General features: G+C 69.0%; 23 protein-coding genes, 2 pseudogenes and 1 CRISPR repeat array (1 of these 26 only partly in view). Of the genes and pseudogenes, 10 read left to right on the forward strand and 15 right to left on the reverse strand.

Annotation, left to right across the window (positions count from 1 at the left end; all coding sequences use genetic code 11):
- Positions 1 to 105 precede the first annotated feature (105 nt).
- The 3 genes from C4U03_RS15265 to C4U03_RS15275 all read left to right on the forward strand — a co-directional run bounded on the left by C4U03_RS15265 (position 106) and on the right by C4U03_RS15275 (position 3,625).
- Complete coding sequence (locus C4U03_RS15265) at positions 106 to 1,236, forward strand: PLP-dependent cysteine synthase family protein (RefSeq protein WP_103938394.1); 1,131 nt, start codon at positions 106 to 108, stop codon at positions 1,234 to 1,236.
- Positions 1,230 to 2,549, forward strand: a complete 1,320-nt coding sequence (locus C4U03_RS15270; protein ID WP_103938395.1) for an MFS transporter — start codon at positions 1,230 to 1,232, stop codon at positions 2,547 to 2,549. The genes C4U03_RS15265 and C4U03_RS15270 overlap by 7 nt, the downstream gene beginning before the upstream one ends.
- Before the next feature lie 392 nt (positions 2,550 to 2,941).
- Positions 2,942 to 3,625, forward strand: coding sequence for a methyltransferase family protein (locus C4U03_RS15275; protein WP_103938396.1), 684 nt, complete (start codon positions 2,942 to 2,944; stop codon positions 3,623 to 3,625).
- Positions 3,626 to 3,711: 86 nt separating this feature from the next.
- Here C4U03_RS15275 and recD2 read toward each other — a convergent pair whose 3' ends face one another.
- The 3 genes from recD2 to C4U03_RS15290 form a co-directional block, all read right to left on the reverse strand.
- The gene (gene recD2, locus C4U03_RS15280) at positions 3,712 to 5,940 is read right to left on the reverse strand and encodes an SF1B family DNA helicase RecD2 (RefSeq protein ID WP_103938397.1); all 2,229 of its coding nucleotides are present in this window, start codon (positions 5,938 to 5,940) and stop codon (positions 3,712 to 3,714) included.
- A 235-nt stretch (positions 5,941 to 6,175) separates the two neighbouring features.
- Positions 6,176 to 6,913: a hypothetical protein gene (locus C4U03_RS15285; RefSeq protein WP_146087389.1), complete on the reverse strand. Its 738-nt coding sequence runs from the start codon at positions 6,911 to 6,913 to the stop codon at positions 6,176 to 6,178.
- Positions 6,914 to 7,282: 369 nt separating this feature from the next.
- Complete coding sequence (locus C4U03_RS15290; RefSeq protein WP_146087390.1) at positions 7,283 to 7,882, reverse strand: hypothetical protein; 600 nt, start codon at positions 7,880 to 7,882, stop codon at positions 7,283 to 7,285.
- A gap of 642 nt (positions 7,883 to 8,524) precedes the next feature.
- Between C4U03_RS15290 and C4U03_RS15295 the strand changes: the two genes are divergently transcribed.
- The gene (locus tag C4U03_RS15295) at positions 8,525 to 8,953 is read left to right on the forward strand and encodes a hypothetical protein (protein ID WP_146087391.1); all 429 of its coding nucleotides are present in this window, start codon (positions 8,525 to 8,527) and stop codon (positions 8,951 to 8,953) included.
- Between the two features lie 600 nt (positions 8,954 to 9,553).
- On the opposite strand, the gene C4U03_RS15300 is transcribed toward C4U03_RS15295, so the two are convergent.
- Positions 9,554 to 10,585, reverse strand: coding sequence for a saccharopine dehydrogenase family protein (locus tag C4U03_RS15300; protein ID WP_103938401.1), 1,032 nt, complete (start codon positions 10,583 to 10,585; stop codon positions 9,554 to 9,556).
- A 101-nt stretch (positions 10,586 to 10,686) separates the two neighbouring features.
- On the opposite strand from C4U03_RS15300, the gene C4U03_RS15305 reads away from it, so the two are divergent.
- The 4 genes from C4U03_RS15305 (at position 10,687) to C4U03_RS15320 (ending at position 14,192) form a co-directional block, all read left to right on the forward strand.
- Positions 10,687 to 11,640 carry a helix-turn-helix domain-containing protein gene (locus C4U03_RS15305; protein WP_103938402.1) on the forward strand — a complete coding sequence of 318 codons (954 nt, stop codon included), beginning with the start codon at positions 10,687 to 10,689 and terminating at the stop codon, positions 11,638 to 11,640.
- A 155-nt stretch (positions 11,641 to 11,795) separates the two neighbouring features.
- On the forward strand, positions 11,796 to 13,130 hold the full coding sequence (locus tag C4U03_RS15310; RefSeq protein WP_200827246.1) for a DUF6236 family protein: 1,335 nt from the start codon (positions 11,796 to 11,798) through the stop codon (positions 13,128 to 13,130).
- A 157-nt stretch (positions 13,131 to 13,287) separates the two neighbouring features.
- Entirely contained in the window at positions 13,288 to 13,701 is a 414-nt protein-coding gene (locus tag C4U03_RS42830; protein WP_103938542.1) for a transposase, read from the forward strand.
- Positions 13,689 to 14,192 carry a hypothetical protein gene (locus tag C4U03_RS15320; RefSeq protein WP_103938403.1) on the forward strand — a complete coding sequence of 168 codons (504 nt, stop codon included), beginning with the start codon at positions 13,689 to 13,691 and terminating at the stop codon, positions 14,190 to 14,192. Before C4U03_RS42830 ends, C4U03_RS15320 begins: the two co-directional genes overlap by 13 nt.
- Positions 14,193 to 14,655: 463 nt before the next feature.
- Here the strand turns inward: C4U03_RS15320 and C4U03_RS15325 are convergent, their stop codons facing one another.
- From C4U03_RS15325 to C4U03_RS15355, 7 genes are read right to left on the reverse strand one after another with little or no spacing between them, the layout of a single operon-like run.
- A complete protein-coding gene (locus tag C4U03_RS15325; protein ID WP_103938404.1) occupies positions 14,656 to 15,636 on the reverse strand; it encodes an NADPH:quinone oxidoreductase family protein in 981 nt (326 codons plus the stop codon).
- Between the two features lie 33 nt (positions 15,637 to 15,669).
- Entirely contained in the window at positions 15,670 to 16,371 is a 702-nt protein-coding gene (locus C4U03_RS15330; protein WP_103938405.1) for an enoyl-CoA hydratase/isomerase family protein, read from the reverse strand.
- A gap of 30 nt (positions 16,372 to 16,401) precedes the next feature.
- Positions 16,402 to 17,097 carry an ABC transporter ATP-binding protein gene (locus C4U03_RS15335; RefSeq protein WP_103938406.1) on the reverse strand — a complete coding sequence of 232 codons (696 nt, stop codon included), beginning with the start codon at positions 17,095 to 17,097 and terminating at the stop codon, positions 16,402 to 16,404.
- Positions 17,094 to 17,864, reverse strand: a complete 771-nt coding sequence (locus C4U03_RS15340; protein ID WP_103938407.1) for an ABC transporter ATP-binding protein — start codon at positions 17,862 to 17,864, stop codon at positions 17,094 to 17,096. The genes C4U03_RS15335 and C4U03_RS15340 overlap by 4 nt, the downstream gene beginning before the upstream one ends.
- Positions 17,861 to 18,739, reverse strand: coding sequence for a branched-chain amino acid ABC transporter permease (locus C4U03_RS15345; protein ID WP_103938408.1), 879 nt, complete (start codon positions 18,737 to 18,739; stop codon positions 17,861 to 17,863). The genes C4U03_RS15340 and C4U03_RS15345 overlap by 4 nt, the downstream gene beginning before the upstream one ends.
- Entirely contained in the window at positions 18,732 to 19,604 is an 873-nt protein-coding gene (locus tag C4U03_RS15350; RefSeq protein WP_103938409.1) for a branched-chain amino acid ABC transporter permease, read from the reverse strand. Before C4U03_RS15350 ends, C4U03_RS15345 begins: the two co-directional genes overlap by 8 nt.
- A gap of 40 nt (positions 19,605 to 19,644) precedes the next feature.
- On the reverse strand, positions 19,645 to 20,832 hold the full coding sequence (locus C4U03_RS15355; protein ID WP_103938410.1) for an ABC transporter substrate-binding protein: 1,188 nt from the start codon (positions 20,830 to 20,832) through the stop codon (positions 19,645 to 19,647).
- Between the two features lie 74 nt (positions 20,833 to 20,906).
- Here C4U03_RS15355 and C4U03_RS15360 point away from each other — a divergent pair, with 74 nt between their 5' ends.
- Both C4U03_RS15360 and C4U03_RS15365 read left to right on the forward strand, forming a co-directional pair.
- The gene (locus tag C4U03_RS15360) at positions 20,907 to 22,547 is read left to right on the forward strand and encodes an AMP-binding protein (RefSeq protein WP_160146994.1); all 1,641 of its coding nucleotides are present in this window, start codon (positions 20,907 to 20,909) and stop codon (positions 22,545 to 22,547) included.
- 51 nt (positions 22,548 to 22,598) lie between these two features.
- Complete coding sequence (locus C4U03_RS15365) at positions 22,599 to 23,300, forward strand: GntR family transcriptional regulator (protein WP_103938412.1); 702 nt, start codon at positions 22,599 to 22,601, stop codon at positions 23,298 to 23,300.
- A 161-nt stretch (positions 23,301 to 23,461) separates the two neighbouring features.
- Here the strand turns inward: C4U03_RS15365 and C4U03_RS15370 are convergent, their stop codons facing one another.
- The 4 genes and pseudogenes from C4U03_RS15370 to C4U03_RS15385 all read right to left on the reverse strand — a co-directional run bounded on the left by C4U03_RS15370 (position 23,462) and on the right by C4U03_RS15385 (position 25,398).
- Positions 23,462 to 23,704, reverse strand: coding sequence for an integrase core domain-containing protein (locus C4U03_RS15370; RefSeq protein ID WP_103938413.1), 243 nt, complete (start codon positions 23,702 to 23,704; stop codon positions 23,462 to 23,464).
- Between the two features lie 206 nt (positions 23,705 to 23,910).
- A pseudogene (locus tag C4U03_RS43135) lies at positions 23,911 to 24,150 on the reverse strand (transposase); the annotation flags it as partial.
- Positions 24,151 to 24,216: 66 nt separating this feature from the next.
- Positions 24,217 to 24,546, reverse strand: a pseudogene (locus C4U03_RS42835) (helix-turn-helix domain-containing protein); the annotation flags it as partial.
- Positions 24,547 to 25,089: 543 nt separating this feature from the next.
- Positions 25,090 to 25,398 carry a helix-turn-helix domain-containing protein gene (locus tag C4U03_RS15385; protein ID WP_103938416.1) on the reverse strand — a complete coding sequence of 103 codons (309 nt, stop codon included), beginning with the start codon at positions 25,396 to 25,398 and terminating at the stop codon, positions 25,090 to 25,092.
- A 484-nt stretch (positions 25,399 to 25,882) separates the two neighbouring features.
- Positions 25,883 to 25,963: a CRISPR direct-repeat array (repeat unit 30 nt; unit sequence GTCCTCATCGCCCCTGCGAGGGGTCGCAAC) (it continues 411 nt past the right edge of the window).

The raw sequence follows: 25,963 nt of genomic DNA on the forward strand, positions 1-25,963 counted from the left end.
TGCGCCGAGGGCCACGCCCATGCCGAACGAGGCGTGCGCGCCCTGGCTCCGGCCTGCCCGCGAGCAGTGATCGAGGAGGCGTACGAACACGTTCGGGGATGAACGATGACCGAGATGATCGCCGGCTTCGGCATGCCGTCGCCGAGTCAACTGGTGGCGGGCGCCACCTGTCACACGCCGGAACGGGTGGTGGGGAACACCCCGGTCCTGTGGATACCGGAGCTCATAGAGGGCGGGGGCGGCTTCTGGGCGAAGCTCGAAGGCGGTAATCCCGGCGGGATCAAAGACCGTGCCGCGCTGCACATCGTCGAGCGGGCACGCCGGCGGGGCGACCTGGCGCCCGGCGCGCCGATCGTGGAGTCCACCAGCGGCACCTTCGGTCTCGGCCTGGCGTTGGCCGGGATCGTCCACGGCCACCCGGTGACGCTGGTCACCGATCCCGGCATGGAGCCGCTGATGCGTCACCTGCTGGGCGCCTACGGCGCGCGCATCGAGATGGTCGACCGGCCGCACCCACGCGGCGGCTGGCAGCAGGCGCGCCGGGAACGGGTCGAGTCGCTGATGGCGCCGGGGGCCTACTGGCCGGACCAGTACAACAACCCCGACAACGTCACCGCCTACCAGGGCCTGGCGGCCGAGCTCGCCGGGCAGCTCGGCCGCATCGACGTGCTGGTGTGCAGTGTCGGGACCGGCGGCCACAGCGCCGGGGTGTCCCGGGCGCTGCGCGGCTACTATCCCGACCTGCGGCTGGTGGGAGTCGACACGATCGGGTCGACGATCTTCGGGCAGCCCGCCCGGCCCCGGCTGATGCGCGGGCTGGGCAGCAGCGTCCACCCCCGCAACGTCGACTACGGGGCGTTCTCCGAGGTGCACTGGGTCGCCCCCGGCGAGGCGGTCTGGACCTGCCGGCGGCTGGCCGCGCTCCGCTACGCCACCGGCGGCTGGAGCGTCGGAGCGGTCGCCCTGGTGGCCTCCTGGCTGGCCCGCACACTGCCCGGCCACACCCGCATCGCCGCGGTCTTCCCCGACGGCCCGCACCGCTACTTCGACACCGTCTACAACGACGACTACTGCGCCGCCAACCGCCTGCTGGAAGCGCCTCCCGCGGCCGACCCCGACCAGATCGCCCACCCGTCCGAACGTGAGCCGGTGCGCTGGACGCGCTGCACCACCGTCATCGACCCGCTGGGGAGCTCCCGGCCCGCGTCCGGCGGCAACGGGAGCGGGTCATGCTGAGCACCCTGGCGCTGGCCCGTTCGTTCGACCGTCCGGTCCGGCTCCTGCTGATCAACCAGCTCACCATCAACACCGGGTTCTACATGCTCATGCCCTACCTGGCCGGGCACCTGTCGGGGAACCTGGGCCTGTCGGCGGCCCTGGTCGGGCTGGTCCTGGGCGTGCGCAACCTCAGCCAGCAGGGGATGTTCCTGATCGGCGGCAGTCTGGCCGACCGGCTCGGCTGCAAGCCGATGATCGTCGCGGGCTGCGCGCTGCGGACCGTCGCGTTCCTGCTGCTCGGGGTGGCGGGCTCGGTGCCGGTCCTCATCGTCGCCTCGGCGCTCACCGGCCTGGCCGGGGCCCTGTTCAACCCGGCCGTCCGCGCCTACCTCACCCACCGGGCGGGGGACCGCAAGGTCGAGGCGTTCGCCGCGTTCAACGCCTTCTACCAACTGGGCATCCTGATCGGCCCGCTGATCGGGCTCGTCCTGAACGGCGTGGCCTTCCGCCTGGTGTGCCTGACCGCCGGCCTGATGTTCGCCGTCCTGACGGTCGCGCAGATCCGCGCGCTGCCAGCGCAGGCGGGCGGGGCCGCCGGCACGCGGCGCACGATGCTGGCCGACTGGCGCGAGGCGCTGGCCAACCGCGCCTTCCTGATGTTCTCCGCCGCGATGGCCGGCTCCTACATCCTCAATTTTCAGGTCTACCTCGGGCTGCCGCTGGAGGTACGGCGCACCACCGCGAGCCAGGCCGGCGTCACGGCCATCTTCGTGATCTCCGGTGTGCTGACCATCGCCGGCCAGGCCCGCGTCACCGGATGGGCCCAGCGGCACTGGCGGCCGGCCCGGGCCATCACCTGGGGGCTGGTGCTCATGGCCGGGGCGTTCGTGCCCGTGGCGCTCGCCGCTCCGTTCCTGCGCACCGCCGCGACGTCCCCCGGCTGGCCGGCCCACCTGCTCGCCCTGCTCCCCATCATGGCCGCCGCGGCACTGCTCACCCTCGCCACGATGATCGTCTATCCGTTCGAGATGGCCACGATCACCACACTGGGTGGCGAACGCATGGTCGGCACCTACTACGGGCTCTACAGCACCCTGTCCGGGGTCGGCATCGCAGCGGGAAATCTGCTGTCCGGCGCCGCACTCGACGCCGGACGGGCCATCGGCATGCCCGGCCTTCCCTGGCTCGCCCTCACGCTGACGGGTGTCATCTCCGCGCTCGCCCTGTACGTCCTCGACCGGACAAACCGGCTGACGCCCGTCCCCGACCTCACAACGCACCCACCCGAAAACACAGCACAACCGGCCAGGCCGGCGACCGGAACGGGATGACCCGCTGACGGACGGGTCTTGCTCTCACCACCGGCACGGAGAGGCGACCTGCCGAGTGGGTCGACGCCGTACGGCCCCGCCCCGCCGGACCGCGGAGGCGGGGCCGGGCAATCCGCCGGCGCGCGTTCCCGGAATCTGCGGGTTGACAGGTCACTGGGAAACCGCTGAAGTACATCTATGAACAGATCTTCATACGATCGGATGACAGAGTTCGACGGGGGCGCAGGGCGGGTGGTGGACGCACCCTCGGGCGGCCTCGGTGCGCGGGCGCAGGTGAGCCGAACGGGAGCCGATCAGCATCGCCGAGGTGACCGGACCGCAGCCGGACCTGGGCCGGGCCACAGGCGCCGGTACCACGCCTGGTAACCCCCGCACCGACCCTGGAGAACGTCATGGCGACAGCCGCATTGATCATTTATCTCGTTTGGGCCGCCCTGGCCTTCGGGCTCCGCAGTTGGGTGCAATGGCGGCGCACCGGCGACGCCGGGTTCCGCGGTTCCGGACTGCGCCCGGGCAGCATGCAGTGGTGGGTCCGGCTGCTGTTCACCAGCGCCATGGTCATCGGCGCCGCGGGGCCGATCGCCGCCCTGGCCGGCCTGGCCCCGATCGACGTTCTGGATCGGCCTGTGGTCCAGGTGGCCGGGGCCGTCCTGGCACTGGGCGGTGTCGCCGCGACCCTGGCGGCCCAGACCTCGATGGGCGCCTCCTGGCGCATCGGCGTGGACGAGGCCGAACGCACCGCGCTGGTCACCACGGGGGCGTTCGCGTTGGCCCGCAATCCCATCTTCACCGCCATGATGGCCACCGCTACGGGGCTGACCGCGATGGTGCCCAACCCGGTGTCGCTGTTCGGCCTGCTGCTGACAGTGCTGGCGATCCAGTTGCAGGTTCGCGTGGTCGAGGAGCCTTACCTGCAACGTGTCCACGGTGACGCCTACGCCCGCTACGCCGCCGCCGTCGGTCGGTTCCTGCCGGGGCTCGGGCATCTGCGGTCACCACTGCGGCACCGACCGCATCACACCCCGGCGCCTGCCGATGAACCACCCTCCGTTTCCGATATGTCGGCGGATCGGTGACAGGCGTGGGCCTGCCGGCTGGCGGCAGGCCCACACAACGATTCAACGCTTCCCGCCGCCGGTGAGCGCCTCAACCAGCGGCGGGATCAGGAGGTGGGGTGCAGGCGGTGGGCGAGGGCGGTGTGGCGGCGGCCTGCTCCCGGGGTGCGTACTGCGGCGGCCAGGGCGCGGCGGGAACCGACGAGCACGACGAGCTTCTTGGCGCGGGTGACGGCGGTGTAGAGCAGGTTGCGTTGCAGCATCGTCCAGGCGCTGGTGGTCAGCGGGATGACCACGGCGGGGTACTCGCTGCCCTGGGAGCGATGGACGGTGACGGCGTAGGCGTGGGCGAGCTCGTCGAGTTCGGCGAAGTCGTAGTCGATGAGCTCGTCCTCGTCGGTGCGTACCGTCAACGCGCCTTCTTCCGAGGACAGGGCGGTGACGACGCCGACGGTGCCGTTGAAGACGCCGGCCTTGCCCTTGTCGTAGTTGTTGCGCAACTGGGTGACCTTGTCGCCGGGGCGGAAGACCCGGCCGCCGTAGCGGCGTTCGGGTACGCCGTCGCGGTGCGGGGTCAGCGCCTCCTGCAACAGTACGTTGAGGTTGCCCGCCCCGGCCGGACCCCGGTGCATCGGGGCCAGGACCTGGACGTCGCGGCGAGGGTCCAGGCCGAAGCGGGCCGGGATGCGGCGGGCGACGATGTCGACGACGAGCTTGGCGGTCTCCTCGGCCGGGTGCAGCCCGGAGTCCTCGGGCGGCTCGCAGCCGAACCAGAAGAAGTCCGCGAACCCCGTCAGCGCCGGGGACGTGCCCGCGTTGATCTTGTGGGCGTTGACCACGATCCCCGACCGCTGGGCCTGCCGGAAGACCTTCCGCAGCCGAACGCGCGGGATGGCCTCGGCGGCCAGCAGGTCGCGCAGGACCTCACCGGCGCCGACGGAGGGGAGTTGGTCGACATCGCCCACCAGCAGCAGGTGCGCTCCGGGCGGAACGGCCTTGACCAGCTTGTTCGCCAGGATCACGTCCATCATCGAGGACTCGTCCACCACGACCAGGTCGGCGTCCAGCGGATGGTCCCGGTCGTAGGCGGGATCACCGCCGGGCTGCAGCTCCAGCAGGCGGTGGACGGTGGAGGCCTCATGGCCGGTCAGCTCGGCCAGCCGCTTGGCGGCACGGCCGGTCGGTGCGACCAGCAGCACGGTGGCCTTCTTGGCCCGCGCCAGTTCCACCACCGAGCGGACGGTGAAGCTCTTGCCGCAGCCGGGACCGCCGGTGAGCACCGCGACCTTACGGGTCAGCGCCAGCCGGACGGCCTCGGCCTGTTCGTCGGCCAGCTGCTGGCCGGTACGCCGTTGCAGCCAGCCCCACGCCGCCTCCCAGTCCACCTCGGCAAAGGCGGGCAGCCGTTCGGCGCCGGAGTGCAGCAGGCCCAGCAGTCCGGCGGCCAGCGAACGTTCGGCTCGGTGGAAGGGCAGCAGGTACACCGCCGGCACCTGGTGACCGTCAGCGGTGTGCACCGTCTCGCGGACCACGCCCTCGGCGGCGGCCAGATCATCCAGGCAGGGCCCGACCAGGTCGTGGTCGACCTCCAGGATCTTGGTGGCTTCGGTGAGCAGGTTCGGCTCGGGCAGGTAGCAGTGCCCGGCCTCGGCGGCCTGCGACAACGTGTACTGCACCCCGGCCTTGATCCGCTCGGGGCTGTCGTGCGGGATGCCGACCGCCTGGGCGATGGTGTCAGCGGTCTTGAACCCGATGCCCCACACGTCGGCGGCCAGCCGGTAGGGCTCGTGACGCACCACATCGATGGAGGCGTCACCGTACCTCTTGTAGATGCGCACCGCCAGGGAGGTCGACACGCCCACCCCGGCCAGGAACACCATCACCTCCTTGATCGCCTTCTGTTCCTCCCAGGCGTCGGCGATCCGCCGCATCCGCTTGGGGCCGAGCCCGTACACCTCGGTCAGCCGGGCGGGCTCCTCCTCGATGATCCGCAGGATGTCGGTGCCGAAATGGTCGACCATCCGCTCGGCCATCATGGGGCCGATCCCCTTGATCAGCCCCGATCCCAGATACCGCCGCAATCCCTGCACGGTGGCCGGTAGCACCGTGGTGAAGGAGTGCACCTGGAACTGCCGCCCGTACTTGGGATGAGAGGCCCACCGGCCGCGCAACCGCAGGCTCTCACCGATCTGGGCGCCCAGCAGCGGCCCCACCACGGTCAGCAGATCGGGTCCGGTCCGCTCGGTGGCCACCCGGGCGATGGTGTACCCGGTGTCCTCGTTGGCGAAGGTGATGCGCTCCAACACCGCCTCCAGCACCACCTCCCGCTGCGGCACGCCTGGCGCAGCGCCGGAGGAAGAGGCGGCGGACGAAGGACGCGGATCGCTCACACCCGCCTATTGTGCCGGGCACATGCGCCCCCCCGTGCCGACCGCTGCCGTTCCCCGTGGGCCGGACAGCGCGGACGGCTTGGCCGTTGCCGGTCCTTACCTTCGCGGCGTTGTGGGAGCCTGATGGACTTCTTCCACCGTGAGATGGTGCCGGTTCCTGCGGGCCGAGGTCTTGCCGCGGTCATCTCCGTTGACGTCTTTGTCGGCGCGGTGGGCGGCCGTCCTGCTGGAGCGCCCGGGCGAGGCGGTCTGGTCGAGGGCCGGTGGGCTGCCATGTCCAGGCGACGGTGCGGGTTTCCTTGGAAGTGATGGTCAGCGGGGTGAGGCGATCGGGGCCGGGCAGGCCAAGCCTGTGGACGGCCGCCTCCTCGTACAGGTAGCCGGAGACGATGAGGGCCAGGTCACCAGTGGCGGCGGCCTTGAAAGCGGGGGCCTCCAGGAGACGGAACAGGTGGTTGACGGCGGTGCCGGTGACACCGTACGGGTCGGCGTACACGAAACCGGCGTGCACGGCCATCCGCAGTCGCAGGCGGGCCGAACGGCCGGCGACCTTGTTGTGAGCGCGCAGCCCGGCGAGCAGGTGACCGACGAGGGGGTGCAGCAGGATGTGGACGCCTGCGGCCGGTGGGGCGATCAGCAGTAGCCCGTCGCCGCGGTCCTCACGGTGACATGCGTCCCAGTCCAGTCCGGCCGACCGGCAGGCCTCGTGGGTGATGCGGTAGAGGGCCTGCCGTAGGTGAAGTTGGAGGTGCGGGTCGGCTCGGCGCGCGAAGCCGGTGATGTCCAAGGCGATCATGCCGCAGTGGACCGGCCACTGCCGTGCGGGCGGGCGCAACACGGCGGCGTGCTGGGTGAGGTCGGGCGGCGGGGGGTCGCCGAAGGCGGGTGGTGGCGCGGTGTTCATCGCTACCTGCTTCATCGTTGAAGGAGGGATCGAGCAAGGCCCGGCGCCGGGGGCGCAGGGACGGGCGGCCCGGGGAACAGGACCGCTGCGGCCGGAGGGCTCACACGGGTTCGGCCCAGAACTCCAGCAGCTGGTCGGCGGGCAGGTGATGGGCCAGCGGCGGCTGGTTCAGCCGCCGCCCGGTGGCCAGCATCCATGTCGTGGTCAACGCCACGCCCAAGGTGACTTCCTCGGCCGAGCACGGACCATGGTCGGCGGGTCTCATCGGTGCGGTGACGGCCTGCCTGCCAGGCCGTCGTTCGATGACCGGTACGGGCCGGCGCGTCGGCGGCCCGGCGGCCACTGGGACCGAGGTCTTCGCACGACGGTGCGGCATCGTGGTGATCATCGGCGGATCACACCGCCGTCGTCATGGCCGGCGTCGTTCGAGGCGCCGGCGGCCGGGTCTGCGGCGGCTGAGGCTCCGGCGGCCGGGTCCGCGCTGGTGTCGAGGACATCGGCGGGGGCCGCCTGCGGAGGTACGCCGGTCGCGTCGGGGATGGTGTCGGCTTCACCCTCCCGCTGGGCGGGCTCGTACGGCGCTGGACGCTCGCCCGCGGCAGGCTGTTCGCCGGACGCCGCACACTCTGGGGCGAGGGCGGTGCGGGCCTGCTGCAGACGCTCGATCCAGGTGGGCACGGTGTCCACGCCCGGGTCGGCCGAGATGACGAAAGTCTCAAAGGCCCGCCGCTGGCAGGCCAGCACGAAACTCACCACCCAGCCCGCCGACGGCAGCCCCGCCCGCCGGCCGCCGAGCACCTCGGAGATCGCGCTCACCGACAGCTTCGGCAGATTCCGCTCGCGCACCTGCTCGGGATACAGGTCCGCCAGCCGCCCGGAGACGTCCACCAGCGACCGGTACGCCGGCGCCCCGCAGGCGAGGTGAAACTCCCGCAGCTGAGCGACGAAGGCCGCCACCACGGGGTTGTGAACATCTTGTGCCATCACTCCTCGTTCTTGTCGACTTCCGGCATTTACGCCGTTCCCTGCTGTAGGGCCACATGCTGTCAGCCCAAGACGCCTCTCGTCGGCAAAATCGGCAAAAACCAGATATACGAAATGCTCGCTTTTGTTCTGTGTTGTTCTAGAGCTGCGATCAGAGTCGTGACCAGCAAAAACACGCATGGAGTGGACACTCACGAAGAGGGCGTCGAGATGCGCCACCCGCGCTGCACGAGCGACGGTAAGTGCTCTTGCACGTGCGCTCGCACTTGCACCATTAGGCCACCGGAGTGGGGGCTGTGGCCCATCGGTTTCGCGCATGCCAAAAGACGCCGGACCCGGCTTTTACGGGAACGGCGTTGCCGGCGCGCGTCTTGCGCCGGACCCCTCGGCCTGGCCGAGGGAGGCCTGGACGGCCCATGGACAGGCCACGACGGCGCGCTGCCGCCACTGTGACCACTGCCCGAGCGACAGTTCTGCGTCACCTGCCACAGACGGGCGGCACCAGGACCGGCCGCCGATCACCGCCCGCGGGCGGCCGTTCTTGCCGGCCGAGGGTCCGTATGTGGGCGATTTGCAAGGATCAGGGGGTCATGTGCTGGGATGGTGCGCGTCTCGGTGAAGATCCAGAAAGGAGACTCGTCCATGCGCGTGGCGCTGAGTGTCGCGGTCCTCGGGCTGACCGCCGGCCTGCTGTCCGCCTGTGGCGGCGACGGCGACGAGCCGGACGATGCCCAGGCGTCGTCGTCCCCGGCCGCGACCGCTCCGGCGACACAGCAGCCGGCGGAGCAGGCCAACGGCCTGGCCGGAACGTGGAAGCCGATCAACAAGAGCCCGATCGCCACGCTCACGATCACCGGCACGACCGCGCAGACGACCGGCGAACTCGCCTGCCCCGGCACCATCACCGGCGCCGACTCGGCCAAGCCGACCCTCACCCTGGACTGCACCACGCCGAACGAGGACCGCAAGCGCGGAACCCTGAAGCTCAAGCCGGACGGCTCCGCGCTCGTCATCACCTGGGACGGCCCCGCCTGGGGCGGCATGATCGACAGCATGAAGCGAGCCGGCTGATCCCGCCGACGCGACGCCGGGTGATCGAACGCACCTGGCCCGGCTGACCGGCTGCCGCCGCCTTCTTGGCGTTGGCATGGACCAGTGCCGCCGGCCTCAAGGGCCACTGACGCGATCGCTGCGCGACGGCCTACGGCCGCCGTCCTCGGCCCCGGAGACCTCCACGGCCCCTACGGGCGGCAAGGGCGGGCAGGTCCAGGCCTGCCCTCATCACCACCCGGCGCCCGACAAACACAAGATCATTTATTGGGAGTCTCCACGGTTCACGGGCATTGACCCCCTGGCCGTCCCCTCGGATCGTGGAGACCTTCAGTAGCTGGTCCTCATCAGTACAGGGCGGGAACGAGCCCGCCGTCGGCTTCGGCTCCAACGGCGGCGCCCGTCCGGCTGGGACCGCAGCGGGCTGACCCTGCACGCGGTTTACCAGGCCACCGGTCGGCAGATGATCCCTCAAACCTGTATCTGGCGGCTCCGCAAAGACATCAGTGAGCGGCAGGGGCTGCTACCTGCGGTGATGCGAAGCCGTACACCGGACGGGGTAACCATGCTGTCCGGTCGGCCTTCATGGCGGTCCGCCGTGGCTTCAAGAGTTCTCGGCCGCTACGGACGCGGGTCCAGGGAAATGTGCGGGGACAACGCACGGAGGAAGTCGGGGGCGTCGAACATCTCGCCGGCGGAGGCGACGCCGACGGTCCTGGTCCGTCCGGTGAGTATGCGGTCGACCGCTTCCACCACGAGTGGCGCGGTGACGGCGTAGATGTCCTGGCCGCTTGCCGTAGCGCGCCGTTCAGTGCCGCCGGAACGTACGACGACGTCGACGAGGAAGGTCTGCGCGGACCGCCCATGCTCGTCGGCCGCGGCCGGCGCCGGTGTGTCAGGGGCCGCCAGATCCCTGGCCGCCTCGACCGTCATGTAGGTGCACACCTCGGGGACGGACAGGTGGCTGGGAATGGTGACGACGTCAGCCATCGTGAACTCCCCGATGACCTCCCGGGTGCCCATCGGGTCGGGGAAGGACCACTTCAGGGTGGGCGGGGCATCAGCGCGGTACTCCAGCCGCCCGTTCGCATAGCGGACACGTCCGCCGTTCCGCCGGTCCCGGGAGACCTTACCCGAGGCGCGTGTCCCGTCCGTGGGGTGCCAACTGCTCAGCCCGTACGCGATGTGCGCCTCGTCGGCCGCCGTCCAGTCGCCCATCGCCGCGGTGGCCAGCAGGTCGCCGAGGCCGCCGAAGAAGGCCATCGCGGGGACGATCACCGCTCCCGCGGCGCGGGCGCGGTCGGTGAAGTGCGCGAACGTGTCGGCGTTGGCCTCGATCTCGGCCGCCACATCCACGTATGGGATCCCGGCGCGCAGTGCCGCCTCGATCACGGGAGCGGCCGTCGTGGCAAAGGGGCCGGCGCAGTTGATCACCGCCGCCGTATCGGCCAGCGCGCGGTCGAGCGCGACCGGATCGTCGGCCGACGCCACCTGGGTCCGCAGTCCGGGATGGGACGCCGCCAACGCCTGCAGCTTATCGGCGTCGCGGCCGGAGAGAACCGGGACGAACCCGCGCCGCAGCAGCTCTGCCACCACGAACCGGCCGGTGTGCCCGTACGCGCCGAATACCGCCACCATCTGCCCCGATCCCATGGGCTCTCCCCTGTGCTCGAATGATCCGCCACGGACATCCTGATGGAGGCGGGCATCCGACCACGAGTGTCCGGAACGCCATGACCCATACAATTCCGGACATGGGCACTGTCGCGTTGGCCGTCACCGACGGAATGCTGCACTTCGAACTGTCCCAGGCGTACGAGGTCTTCGCCTCCGCTCCGGCCGGCGTAACGGTCCCCTGGTACGACGTCACCGTCTGCGGGCCGGTCGCCGTACGGGTCGGCCGATTCCACCTGGAGCCCGACCTCGGACTCGACCGGCTCCAGCACGCCGACACCGTGATCGTCCCGGGCTGGGCCGACATCGACGAGGAGCCACCCGCCGGTTTGGTCGACGCGGTACGCGCGGCCCACGAGGCAGGCGCACGCGTGGCCTCCCTCTGCACGGGCGCGTTCGTACTGGCCGCCGCCGGCCTGCTGGACGGAAAGCGCGCAACCACGCACTGGGCGCACACCGATGTTCTGGCCGCCCGCTACCCCCGGGTGGAGGTCGACCCGGACGTGCTCTACGTGGACAACGGCAGCGTGCTCACCTCCGCCGGCAAGGCCGCGGCCATGGACCTGTGCCTGCACCTTGTCCGCCTCGACCACGGCTCGTCGATCGCCAACGCGGTCGCCCGTCGCCTGGTCGTGCCACCGCACCGGGCCGGCGGCCAGGCCCAGTTCGTCACCACCCCGGTGCCCGCCCAGGACGACCACCCGCTCGCCGCCCTGTTCCCCTGGATCCTCGAACGACTGGACCAACCGCTGACCGTGGAGGACTTGGCCCGCCAGGCACGGATGAGCTCACGCCACCTGGGCCGCCACTTCAAGTCGGTGACCGGTACCACTCCGCTGCAATGGCTGCTGACCCAGCGGATTCGCCATGCCCAGGAGTTGCTGGAGACCACCGACGACAGCATCGACACCATCGCGGCGGCCACCGGCATGGGCACCGCCACGACACTACGCCGCCACTTCAACCGTACGATCGGCGTGCCTCCGGACACCTACCGCCGCACCTTCCGCGAAGAGCACCCAAAACTCGCATAGTCACGCCCAGGGAAAAAGCAGCGGCGAGCTGTCTTGCCCGGCGGACGCCCGCCCGCCCATGCTGGCCCTCACCGACGCCGGCGAGCCCTGGCCCATGAACGCCTGGGCCACTAGATGGAGAGCTCCACACCCCCTGACCGGAAGGTGCGACCACGGTGGCCGTCCCAAATGAACCGCCCACCAACCAAGACCACACCCTCGCCCATAACAAGGGGGGCCTTGGATTTGGGCGGCACGCCCTGTACTACCCGTACTTCCACGTGCGTGACGAGCGGTGGCTGAAGCTGGCAGCGCTGTACTGGCCCAAGCTGGTGCGCATCGTCCCGGACGGCTACCGGACCCGGGACAGCGACACCGTGCTGGCGCTCGGCGACGAGTTCATCGTGCGTCTGCCTCCAGGTCGGTCGGTGGACGCGGTGGCCCCGTTGTTTGTCCGCCTGTCGGCCGACCACGCCGACCGGGTGCGTCCTGTACTGGGCGTCCTGAACGAGCAGACCGAGCTCGCTCGATGGTTCCAGCGGCGGCGGACGCGGAATCTTCATCCTCTGGCGAGGAGGGCTGAACATCCCTTGACGGGAGTGCATGTGACCCAGGTCGCACCCGCTGTCCTGGAGGCACTGCAGGAGGCCGGGTTGGCCGTGGCGCCTGATACCGGTCTGTGGCACAGCGCGCTCCACCAACAGAACCGCGGCTGGCCGGAGAGCGCACTGGACGGCCGTCCGCACGCGGACTACGCCGAATGGGTCGTGATGCGGGCAGAGTTGGCCGCGGTGTACACCACAGTGCTTGCACAAGACTTCGCCGCGGCCAATAGCCTGCAGCCCACCACGGACCAGGAGGATGCCTACACGGTGGCGACCGATTGGACCACCGACGGCATCGCCGCCGCATTGCTCCACCAGCCGCGGCCACCTTCACCCTCGCAAGGCGAACTGGCACAACGGCTTGGCTTCCTCGCTCTGGACGTGGTCGTGCCCGCTCATCTGGACACGATCCCGGTCCAGAAGATCCTCGAAGTCCGACGGCGCTACGGCGCGGAGTTCTTCGCCTTCGGCCGGGCCGTGGACGAAGCGGCCACAGCGCTGGCCCAAGACCTCCCCCACATTACAGACCAGGTAGTTCTCGAGAACTACCTGCGTGACATCGTCGCCACCCAGTTCGACCAGCCGCGCGAAGAACTCCGCCGTGCGCTACGCAGGGCGATGGGCGACGCGGCGCTAGCGTCGATCAACGTCAAGGTGGACCTGCCCGCCGGGGCCGCGATCGCAGGTGGCGCATGGCTGACCGGGCACCCACTGTTGGCGGGCACCCTAGGCGCCGCGATCGGCCTTATGACCATCGGTCGCGGAGCCCGTCAACAACGCGACGCCGCCCGGCAGTCCTCGCTCGCGGTGAGCTACCTCCTTCACACTGAGAGCTCTTTGCAAGCTCACGGATTGCTGGCGCGCACGCTCGCCAGGCTGACGCACATGACTGGTGACACACACTGACGCGCTCGCGGATCGGGGTCCCTTCCCTCGTGGCGGTTGGATCCACTGACACTAATTCCGCGCATACCACTGTCACTTTCTCCGCGCTCAACACTGGGCACCACGCGGGACGCGGCCGCAGGTGGTGGTGCGCGGCCGAGGCGGCGGCCGGGTGAGCATGGCCGGCGTGGTGTGCTTCCGCCCCGGCGGCCGGCCGCACCTGTTCTCCGTGCTGCGCCTGCACCACGGACGCAAGAGCGAACCCAAGGGCTTTGCCTGGACCGACTACCGTGACTTGATCATCGCGACCCACCGGCACCTGGACGCGCCGGTGGTGTGGTGCCGGGACAACCTGAACGTCCACCTGGCGCCGCAACTGGCCACCTTCGCCGCCGACAACGCCGCATGGCTGCGGGTGTTCCAGTTGCCCTCTTACGCTCCCGAGCTCAACCCGGCCGAGGGCGTCTGGCCACTGCTCAAACGCGCCATGGCCAACTTCGCCGCCGCCAAGAGGTGCGGAACCGAAGCGGGCTCTCACCTCTCAGATAAGGAGACAGACGCACGGAAAGGGGCGGTCCGGTGTCGAAGGTGAAGAATTTCCTCGAATGGTTTTTCATCGTCGCCTGGTTCCTGCCGGGTCCCTGCTTGCTGCTCTGGGCCTCCGTCACGCTAGGAGTGCCGGAGGTCAAGCCGACGTGGGATGCGGTCCGGGGCCGGGGGACCTTGGGTGTCTTCCAGGTCGAGACGGCGTCGCACAACGGGGGCTGGAGCTGGTGGGGGACCTTCACCTCCGGGGACGCACACGTGCGGCGTTCTGTCCGCTATACCGGAGAAGAGCTGCATGGGGAAGCCGTGGGAGAGGTCGTCTACGCACGCGACACCGGGTCGCCCTCGCGGGTCTTCGGCGGACAGGACACCAGCGCTTGGGAACTGATGGTCCCCCTCCTCACGTCCTTGCCGGTACTGCTCGTTCTGCTGCTCGTCCTGCTGTTCCTCCCGTTCCTCTCCCGGAAGGCCGTCGGCTACTGCGCGAGCGTGCAGAGAAGGCTGAGAAGCAGGTACAAGGCCTGGAAGTTCCGGTGAGAGAGGGCATGAGGAGGGGCCGGGACCAAAGACCGGTCACGGTGCTGCCGGCGGGCGTGCCACGGGCCGCAGACGGGGCCGTTCGCTGTTCTTGCATGCAGCGCGTGAAGCCGATGGCACGGGACCGGACAGGCCTGCCCATCGTGGAGGCCGGGGGCGGGTCAGCGTCGGTTCTGGCCGGGTTCGAGGCCTTGGGGGTTCGTCCCGGACGACGGCTCGGAGCCGGTCGCGGAGCCCGGCGGCGGTTCCGCGTCGGGCCCGACAGACATAGCGACACCACATCGCTTTGAAACATGGACGATCCGCCGCGCGACAACGCCCACGAGGTCAGTGCGAAGCCCCGAAGTAGTGGATGATCTTCCCGAGACTCCCTCTACCGTTGATGATCATCCATACCTCAGAGCGATCCCCCTTCCGGTCGTGGCGCACGTGCGTCTCGTGTTCGCGCGGGTAGGATGCGTCGTCAGCGCACGATGACGACTTTTCCGCTGGTGCGCCGGTGCGCGAGGTCTTCGAGCGCTTCCGGGGCCGCCTCGAACGGGCGCCTGTCGACCAGAGGACGGATCCTGCCTTGGTCGAGCAAGTCGAGTAGCTCGGTCAGGGTGTCCCGGACAAGTTCGGGGTCGCGCTGTACATAGGGGCCCCAGTGCAGGCCGACCAGGCTGATATTGCGCATGAGGATCCGGTTGGCGGCGATGGAGGGGATCTCGCCGCCGGCGAAGCCCGCGACGATGACCCTGCCCTCCCAAGCGGTGCACTTGATCGAGTTGCTCAGGACGCTTCCCCCGACCGGGTCCACGATCAGGTCGGCGCCGCGCCCGTCAGTGGCTTCGAGCGTCCGGGATACGAAGTCCTCACTGTTGTAGTCGATGGCGACCTCGGCCCCGAGACGGCGGCAGATCTCCACCTTCTCCGCCGAACCTGCCGTTGCGATCACCCGTGCGCCGGCGGCAACGCCGAGTTGGATGGCCGCCGACCCGACCCCGCCGGCACCGGCGTGGACCAGCAGGGTCTCTCCCGGTTCGATCCGCGCCCGCCTGTGCAGGGCGAAGTGCGCCGTCTGATAGGTGCCGAAAAGGCAGGACACCAGGTCCAAGGGCAAGCTGTCCTTGATGGGATAGATGTGCTGGGCACTGACGACGATTCGCTCGGCCAGAGCACCGGACGGCAGTTGGGGGATCGCGATCGCACGCATGCCGGGCGCTACTCCGGTCACGCCTGGCCCGACTTCGAGGACGGTGCCGGCCGCCTCCAAGCCGGGGGTGAACGGCAGGTCCGGTCGCTGCTGGTAGGCGCCGCGACACAGCAGAACGTCGGGGAAGTTCAGGGAACAGGCGGCCACGTCCAGGACCACCTCTCCGGCACCCGGCCGTGGGGCCGGCCGGTCACGCAGGTCGAGGACCTCGTGCGGTTCACCCAGAGTTTCGACGAGCCATGCACGCAATTCGTGTTTCTCCGTCCTGAGATTCGGGGTGGGTCACCGCCGGCCATCCAGCCAGTCGGAGAAGATCGAAGTCGCGCGGGCTCGCAGGTCGGCGCGGTCGAAGGGCTCTCCGGCTCTGGCCTGGCGCAGCCAGGCCTTCGTGGTCGCGACCGCCGCCGGTGACGGCAGACCCGCGAGCCGTTCGGCGAGCCGCCGGGCCGCCGCGTCCAACTCGGCGTCGGGCACCACCTGCGTGTAGAGGCCGGCCTTCGCCGCCTCACCGGCCCCCATTCGGCGGCCGGTGAGGACGAGTTCCGTGGCCACACCGGGCAGGACCAGCTGTGCCAGCCGGTGAACCGGTGCCGGGAATCCCGCCGCCACCTCCGGTAGGCAGAACCGTGCCGACTCGCCGGCGATCCTCATGTCGCAGGCGAGGGCGAGTTCGGCGGCGCTGCCCTGGCACCACTTGCGGATGACCGCCACGGTGGGGCACGGCAGCCGCTCGACCAGTTCGTACAGGTCGAGTTCGGCGTCGAGCAGGCCCGCGAACTCCTCGGCGGTCATGCGTCCGAGCTCCGTCAGATCCGCCCCGGCGCTGAAGCTCTCGCCGCCGTGGAGCATCACCGCGGCGGGCGGGGCGTCGAGGAACGGCGCAAGCTTCCGGGTGAGCGCGGACAGCGCGCCGACGTCGAGGAGGTTGTGCGGGCCCGAGCCCTCGATCCTCACCCATGCGATGCCCGATTCCGAGCCGGTCATGTGTGGTGTTCCTTCCGGGTCGGGGCCGTGTCAGGCCAGGTAGGCGTCGAAGATGGCGTCGGCGTCGCCCGTGTCGGCGGAATGCTCGCTCAGCTCGCCGTTGCTCAGAACCTGCACGGTGGTGGCCACCCGCGTGGCGACCGCTGCGTTCTGCTCGGCGAGCAGGATCGAGGTCCCCGAGTCGAGGACGCCTTGAAGGCTGGCGATGATCTCGCTGACCATGATCGGAGCGAGTCCCATGGTCGGCTCGTCGATCATGAGCAGTTTCGGGCGGCTCATCAGGCCGCGGGCGACCGCGAGGATCTGCTGCTGGCCGCCGGAGAGCAGACCGGCGCGAGAGCGGCGACGCTCGGAGAGCACCGGGAACATCTCATACATCTCGTCGGCGCGCCGGTCCTGGGTGGAACGATCCAGCCGCTGCCCTCCAAGCCGGAGATTGTCCTCGACGGTCAGGTCGTCGAAGATCCCTCGCCCTTCCGGGACGTGGAGCAGGCCTTGTCTCGCCCGCCGGTGGGCGGGCAGCCGGGTGATGTCGGTACCGCTGAGGATCACGCTTCCGCCGGTCGGCCGGATCAGCCCGGAGAGCGACTTCAGCAGCGTTGTCTTGCCGGCTCCGTTGGGCCCGAGGATCGTGACGATCTGGCCGGGCTCGACGGTGAGCGAGACACCGCGGATGACCGAGAGCGAGCCGTAGCCGGCGTGGACGTCCTTGAGTTCGAGGATCACGAGTCGGCTCCCGTCATGGTCTCCTCGTCGTCACCGAGGTAGGCGCGGCGGACGAGTTGGTTCTGCCAGATGGCCTTCGGTTCGTCCTCGGCGATCACCTTGCCGAAGTCCAGGACCGCGACGCGGTCACAGACCTGGTTGACCAGCGAGATGTTGTGGTCGATCAGCAGCACGGTGATTCCGTGCTCGCGGATGCGCCGGATCAGGCCGGCGACCTCGTCCGACTCGGTGCGGGTCATGCCGGCGGTCGGTTCGTCGAGGAGCAGCAGCCGGGGCTCCAGGGCGAGCGCGCGGGCGATCTCTACTTTCCGGCGCAGGCCGTAGGGCAGACTGTCGACCGGCTCGGCCGCCACGTCACCCAGTCCCACGAAGTCCACCCATTTGAGGGCGGCCGCACGCTGGGACTTTTCGAATTTTCCGCCCAGGAACGGCAGCAGCACGTGACCTTCGAACCACCGGTGCCTCCCGATGAGGACGTTGTCCGCGACGGTGACGCCCTCGAAGAGCCGCAGGCTCTGGAAGGTGCGCGAGACTCCCCGGGCGGCCAGCTGCCGCGGCTTCAGCCGGGTGATCTCCGTGTCCTCGAACCGGATCTGCCCGCTGTCGGGCCGCATGTACGCCGTGATCAGGTTGACCGCGGTCGTCTTGCCGGCGCCGTTCGGGCCGATCAGGCCGAAGATCTCGCCGTCCCCGACCCGGAACGTGACGCCGTCGGAGGCGACGACCCCGCCGAAGCGTTTGCGGACGTCCTGGAGTTCGAGTGTCATACCGCGGCCACCTTCGCCTCGCGCTTCGCCTGGAGCTTCGACTTGAGCCTGCGCCACATCGCCGGATCCGACAGTCCCTGGGGGGCGAGCACCATGGTCACGACCAGCAGCAGTCCGTAGACGATGTCCTCCACCTCGGTGCCGAGCAGGCCGACCCACTCGCGGAGCACGATCACCGCGGCGGTCACCAGCACCGGGCCGACCCAGTGCCCGACACCGCCCACCAGAACATAGGTGAGGATCACGACCAGCAGCCCGAAGTCGAACTGCGAGGGCGCGACGGTGCCGTTGGAGTGGACGTCGAGGGCGCCGGACAGGCCCGCCAGCGCACCGCTGATCACGAACGCCACGAGACGGTAGCGGTACGCGCTGACGCCCAGGCCCTGCGCGGTGCGCTCATCGAGCCGGATCGCGGCCAGTCCGCGGCCGACGTACGAGCGCCGCACCATCTCCAGCGCGGCACAGGCGACCACGACCAGCACCACCAGCAGGACGGTCGGCACACCCATCGGGATGGCGTTGAGACCCAGCTGTCCCCCGGTGAACTCCACGGCACCGATGATCACGACGATCGCCTGTCCCAGGGCCAGGCTGCCCATGGCGAAATAGATGCCTCTGAGCCTGAGCACCGGAACGGCGAAGAGCAGTGCGAGCAGTCCCGTGGTCAGGGCACCGGCGAGGGCGCCGACCGTCATGGAGACCCCTGCCTCAACGGTGAGCAGGGCCGAGGTGTAGGCGCCGAAGGCCATGAACCCGACGGGCGCGAGGTTCAGCAGGCCCGCCTGCATCGCGATCAGGACGCTGATGACCAGCAGCCCGATGATCAGGCTCTGATGGATGAGGATGGCGTTGTAGTAGCCGAGGAAATCAAACACGAGACGCCTCCGCGCGGCCCATCAGGCCGGATGGCCGCAGGACCAGGACGACCAGGATGAAGAGCAGGGCGATCGCGTCCCGCAGCTCGCTGGAAAGGTGCACCTGGGCCATCACCTCGACGACGCCGAGGATCAGGCCGCCCGCGCAGGCGCCGGCCACCGACCCCATGCCGCCCAGGATGATCACCGCCACCGCGACCAGCAGCAGATGGCTGGCCGAGGAATAGGACAGGCTCGCGGTCGACGCGGCGATGAAGACGCCGGCCAGGACCGTGATCATCCCGGAGATGAAGAACGCGACCCGGTACGCGGCCCCGGAGTTGATACCGAGCAGCTCGGCGTCGTCCCGGGAGTAGGCCACGGCGCGGAGCGAACGGCCGAAGGAGCTGCGGTGCAGCCATAGCGACAGGGCGGCCACGCACAGGAGTCCGATCGCAAGGGTGGCCAGGTGGAGCCACGGGAGCGAAAGAGACCCGATCCGCAGCGCCCCCTGGGGAAAGCCGTCCCGGGGGAACGCTTCGGTGCTGCCGTCGGTGAGCATGCGCAGCACGGTCTCCAAGACCAGCGCCAGTCCGATCGTCACGATGACGTAGGAGAACTCGCCGGCGTTCCGCGAGCGGAGCGGACGCAGGACCGTCGCGTCGATGGCGATATAGACGACGCCGCCGAACAGCATCCCGGCCAGCACCGCCAGCGGCACCGGAAGCCCCGTCCGCAGCAGCCACAGCGTGACGAAGGTTCCCCACGTGAGCACCTGCACGTGGACGAAGGTCAGGATCCGCAGGAGCCCCCAGATCAGCGTTACGCCAACGCCGACCAGCACGTAGGTGCTCCCGAGCGCGAGCCCGTTGATCAGTTGTTGCATGTCACCGTCCTCGCGCCGGTGCGGGACGGTCGGAGGCGGGTCAGGCCGTGCACGACTGGCCGCTCTCGTACGCCTTGGCCTTGCCACCGTCGATGATCATCGCCTCGCCGCTCAGGGTGGGGGCGCCGGTGCCCTGGGTGTAGTCGTAGGTGCCCAGCGCGCCCTGGTGGTCCTTGATCTTCAGTAGGGCCTCGCGGACTTTGCCGGGCTGCGTGGAGTTGGCGGCCTTCATGGCCGTCGCCAGGACCCACAGCCCGTCATAGGACGCCGCGGCGAACGTGTCCGGCTCGCGCTCGCTGCGCTTGTCGAACTCCTTGATGAAGTGCTCGTTGTTCCCCTTGGTGCTGATGGTGGACCAGACCGCCTGGAACACGGCGCACTGCAGCTCCTCACCCGCCGCCTTGAGGGTCGCCGGCGTCTGCGTGCCGTCAACGGTGATCATGCGGGAGTCGAGACCGACCTCGGCCGCCTGGGAGGCGAACGCCGGGACCTGCCCCGGAGTGGTGCTGGCGACCACGACGTCAGGGGAGGCCCCCTTGAGCTTGGTCAGGGCCGCCCGCAGCTCGGTGTCCTGGGAACCGATCGCGACGTTCTCCACGACCTTGACGCCGGCCTTCTCCAGGGCTTCCTTGCGCGCCTTGTTGATCGCGACCGAGGAGTCGTTGTCACTGGCGTAGATCAGCCCGGCGGTCTTGGCGCCGAAGTCCTTGGCGAAGGCCACGTCTGCCGGCGGGTAGACGGTCGTGGCGACGTTGGGATACGTGCGGAACACGAGGTCACCGGTCTCTTCGACCCCGCCGCCACTGAGACCGACGGCGACCACCGGGATCTTGGTGCGCTGCGCGACCGGTGCCGCGGCGGCGAAGGAGGGAGTGAGCGTGAACCCGACGATGCCGTGGACACCCTTGTCGACGTACTGGGTCACGGCCTTCACCGCCTCGTTGCGGTTGGCGGCGGTGTCGGTCTCCATCAAGACGATCTTGGAGTCGCCCAGGAGGCCGGACTCGTTGATCTCCGCCGCCGCGACGCGGATGCCCTCGCGCTCGCTGAGACCGATCTCGACCACCGGGCCGACGGGGCCGGAGGTGTCGAGCGGGACGCCGATCCGGATCTCACGGGGGAACCCTTCCGCGGGCTGCTCCGCCTGTCCGGGAGCCGAGCACGCGGAGACGGCCGCCACGCCGAGAACAACGGCCGCCGTGACCGGCCTGAGCTTCCTCGTGAACATGCGATTCTCCTCACATGGCGATGATTGTATGCAACAATGAGCCGCGACATGGGGAAACGTCAAGGGATGAGGCGATGAAGGATCCAGATCGCACACAATTTGGTCCCAGCGGCTACGCGCTGATCGATGAGCCGACCCTGCCGGCGCTGGTCTCGGAGTGGGCTCAGGTCAGTCCGGACCGCGGTTTCCTGGACCCCGTCGGCGGGACCCCGAGGACGTTCGGACAGGTGCACGAGGCCGCGAACCGGTGGGCCGTGGCGCACGCCGGCGCGGGTGTCGGCCGTGGGGATCTGGTGCTGAGCATGCTGCGTCCCGGAAGCGTCGCGGTCGAGCAGTGGCTGGGAACCGCCCGGGCAGGAGCGATCGACGTCGGCGTCAACACCGACCTCATCGGTACGGCGCTGCACTACGTGCTACGCGACACCGCCGCCCGGGTCGCCGTCGTGGAGCCCGACTACCTCGACCGGTTCGCGGCCCTGCCCGACCTGGCGGAACTAACCCTCATCGTGGTCGCGGGCGACGTGCCGCCAGAGGCGGCGTCCCTCCCGTGTGCCGTGGTCACCACGGAGGCGCACCTCGCAGCGGCCGACGCGGACGCGGCGCCGGTGGAGCAGCCCGCACGCCACGACATCGCCTGCATCATCTACACCTCGGGGACGACGGGTTCCCCCAAGGGAGTGATGATGCCGTGGGGCCAGTTCTCGGCGCTCCTGCCCGAGCAGTGGCAGAGCGGCGCGGAGCACGAGGCACAGTACGTGCCGTTCCCCTTCTACCACGTGGCCGGACGCATGACGGTCCATCTGATGGCCCGCCTCGGTGGGCGCGCGGTACTCCGGTCGCGGTTCAGCCTCAGCGCCTTCTGGGACGACATCAAACGCCACAACTGCACGATGGTCCTGCTGGCAGGCGCCGTCCCCCAGATGCTTCTCGGCGCGAAACGACCCGAGCACACCGACAACCCGCTACGGCGAGTGATCATGGCCCCGGTCATCGAGGCACACGAGGAGTTCACGTCCGCGTTCGGGGTCGACATCGTCACCGGCTACAACATGACCGAGACGAGCCTCCCCTTCTACCAGCCGGACGGCGTGCGGGACTGGCGATCCTGCGGGCGGCTGCGCGACGGCTTCCCCTACTACGAGGCCCGCCTGGTCGACGAGAACGACCAGGAAGTCCCCACTGGGCAGGTCGGCGAGCTCATGGTCCGGACCGGCGTCCCTTGGACCCTCAACGCCGGGTACTTCGGCAAGCCCGAGGCCACCGTGCGGGCATGGCGGAACGGCTGGTTCCACACGGGGGACGCGTTCCGCCGCGACGACGAGGGCAGCTACTACTTCGTGGACCGGATGACCGACAGCATCCGCCGCCGCGGAGAGAACATCTCCTCCGCGGACATCGAAGCGGCAGTCCTCAATGTCGAGTCGGTCGCCGAGTGCGCGGCCATCGGAGTCCCCTCGCCCTTGGGCGAACAGGACATCAAGATCGTGGTCCGCCTGCACCAGGGGGTCAGGCCGGCAGAGGCCGAACTACTCGACGGGCTGACTCGGGTACTTCCCCGTTTCATGGTTCCCCGGTACGTCGAGTACGTGACAGACTTTCCTCGCACGGAGGCCACTCACCGCATCCGCAAGACGACACTCCGAGCAAAGTGGCGAAATGAGCGGGTGTGGGACGGTGAGCGTGGTGACTGGCTCCCCGAGGACCCCGCGAGCTGAACGGATAAGATCACCGTTCATGGCGGCAAGTGTCCTGGAAGGGCTTGAACCATGACCGGAATCAAGGGCAATGGACTCCTCGCGTACGAGCGGATCCGCCAGCAGATCATCGAGGGGAACTATTTGCCCGGCTCGCGCCTGGTCGAACAGCGTCTCGGTATCGAGCTGGGACTTTCCCGAACACCGGTACGCGAGGCATTGCGGCGGCTGGAGGCCGAAGGGCTGGTCCGCAGCGAACCCAACCGCGGCGCCGTCGTCCGCTCCGTGACCTACAACGAAGTCCGTGACATTTACGGTCTCCGTGCTCAACTGGAATCCTACGGCGCCGGCCTGGCCGCCGAGAACGCCACCCATGAGGACTTGGAGCGCATCGACGAAGGCATCGAACTCTTCGGACACCTGATCCATCAACTATCCGGGGACTCCTTGGGCAGCGTCCGCGCCGTCCACGACGCGAACGAGGAGATTCACGCGGCGATCGTCGCGAGCGCCCACCACCAACGGCTCGGATACCTCCTCGCCCGCACAGTCGACGTACCTTTGGTCTTCCAGTCGTTCCGCCATTTCGACCTGGCCAGGAGCCAGCGTTCGCATCTGTTCCATCAAATGATCCGCGATGCGATCGCAGCCCGCGATCCGATCAGGGCAGCCAACCTCATGACCGAGCACATTTTGCAAGGCCGAGATGTATTGCTGGAGCAATTGCAGCGGAACGAGGGGCCTCCCCCGGAGCTTTTCAACACCAGTGAATAAACTCTGGACCCCAAAATTCCCGCACCCGCAAAATGACGCACCGCCGCAAAGGCCCAGTCCGTCGCCCTTCTGACTCAAGCCTTCGCCGCCCAGGACAACGGACGCCCGGTGGGCAGGTGTGAGGGGCCCTGCGTTTTTCGGACAGCGTCCTGATGGGTGACCTACGCGGCCTGCTGTCGGCTCAGGTACTCGGTGTGGACCTCCAGAGGGGTCCGGTACCCGATCGCCGAGTGAAGCCTGCGTCGATTATAGAAACCTTCGATGTATTGCACGACCGCGCGGCGGGCCTTGGCGCGTGTGACAAATACCATGCGGCTGAGCCACTCACTCTTCAGGGCACCGAAGAACGACTCGGCCATGGCATTATCCCAGCACACTCCGGTCCGCCCTACCGAGCGACGCATCTGGTACTTGCTCAGCTGGCGGCCAAACTCGTCGCTGGTGTAGTTCTTGGGTTCAAGGAGTCGTTGCAACGTTGCTGTTCGGTGAGCATAGATGCTGGTTGAAGGCTTCGGCGGGGGTCTTCCAACCGAAGGTTTTGCGGGGGCGGCTGCTGCATCGGGCCAGTTGAACCCAGGGCGGCTTTTTTCAGGAACTCGTTCTCTTCGCGGAGTTTGCGGTTTTCTCGCTCGAGCTGGAGTTCCCGCTCGCTCTTGTGCTCGCCTCCGCCAGTGTCGGCGGCGGCCGCGTCGCCGTGTCTTCTGCGGTATGCCTTCACCCAGTTGCCCAGGGTGGTGTCGTGGATCCCGACCTCACGCGCAACGTGCGCGATCGGTCTCGGGCCGTCCAGGACCATGCGGACGATCTCGTCCTTGTGCTCCTGGGTGAAATGCCGCCTCTGTCGCGCCAACGACCTTCCTTTCCGGTTCTCCCCAACTCTAGTTGGGGAGCTGTCCGGAAGATCCGGGGTACCTCACACCCGCGGCACCGTCCGCGGTCCCGGCCGTTGCAGCAGGCCGGCGATCCGCGTCGGCGACAGCGGCCCGCCCAACGGTGGCCGCCACTGCGCGGCCGGTCGGCCAGGGCGGCCGCCCCACGATCGTTGAACCGGGCGATCCAGCGGCGCACCGTGCCCGCATCACGGTCCAGCGGCACGGCGATCTGCGCCGCCGACAAACCGTGCAGCGACAGCAGCACCATCACCGCCCGCACCGCCACCCGCCACCCGCCACCGGCCCCGCAGATCGGGGCGCAACTGGTGCACCTGGACGTCCGAGCGGTTGGCGAACACACTGAGCGGGCGCATACCGGCCACGACCTCGCCGGGCGGGGTGGACGTTGCGGGCAACTTCGATCCAACCCCCGGCGAGGCCGGTGTCAACGCCCTCCCACCCCGGCGATCTCACACCCGGTTACACGCAGAACCTTTGGATACGCGCTTAGGAACCGGCCTCTGACCTGCACCTTTGGGTCGGGTGGCGGGATTTGAACCCACGACCTCTTCGTCCCGAACAAGGATCACCCACGCCTCTGACCTGGGAGCATGAAGTATTCCCAGGTCAGAGGCATGGCATCGCCTCACCTGACGTGGGTTGACCCCGCCTGACCCGCCACCCCGTCCCACAGATTTCCCACAGGATGAACCGGCCTCATCGCCTGGGGGCTCACGCCAACGACCCGTGTGCCTGACGTCCAGCTCCATAGCAGAGGGTCTGACAGATGGTCTCGTGACAGACATGCCACCCAGACTTGCCGGGGTGCTCGACGCGCAGTCACGCGGCTATCTACTGCGGGCTCCACTCCAGCTCCAGCTTGGCCTGCACCAGGGAGCGCAGCGCGCCGTCCTGCATCAGCTTGCCGGCGCGTTCGCGCCGTGCGTTGGCCGGGCGCGGGCGATCTCGCGCACGCCGTGGCCACGCTCATGCAGGGTGGCGATGCGCTGTCGCTCCAGCAGCGACAGGTACCGCGACGAGCGGGACGCCTCGGCCACCCGCGCGAGAAGGATGCCGCCCCGCTCGGCCCGCCACCGGTATCCGGTCTTGCGGCCGATCCCCACCCGGCGGCACGCCTCGACCGTCCCGACACCGGCCAGGATCAGCCTCCAGTACTCGTCCTCGAGCTCCAACTGCCGCTTACGTCCCCGCCGCCCCAACTCCACACCCCTTCACATAGCAGGAGTGTTGCGACAAGTACTGGAACCCGCCCGTCGCCAGGGGATCAAGATTCGAGCTTCATTGACATCTACTGCCCTCGATCCTGGACCTGCTCTCTCGCGGTGTGTGGGCTTCGCCGTGGACGGCCACCATGACACCGCCCCGACCAAGGTCGCCTCGCAAGCCGCCTCACGGTACGCGGCGGAGCGGTCGATGAGATCATCACGCACACTGACCTGGCTCGAGCATCGAGCCCGCCAGCGGGCCTGGCATGAGTTCCTGTGCGTGCCCGGCGGACAGCATCGAGACCATGTGGTCAACTAGCAGGAGACCAGGGCTTGCGTAGGGATACGACGGGAGCAACCACAAGATCGTCTTCATCGATTTCAGCAAACCCCCCGGCTCAGATGCACAACCGGAGGTTCACTGCAAAACCAAGCCGTATCAGCCCGTCCTCATCCCCGTTGGCCTGGGCCTTTACTTTGGGGGGTCCTCATCGCCCCTGCGAGGGGTCGCAACGACACGAGCAAGATTCGGCCGCGTCGCATGTAGTCGGGTCCTCATCGCCCC

Origin of the sequence: Thermomonospora echinospora (genome assembly GCF_900108175.1) — a bacterium.
Lineage (GTDB): Bacteria > Actinomycetota > Actinomycetes > Streptosporangiales > Streptosporangiaceae > Thermomonospora > Thermomonospora echinospora.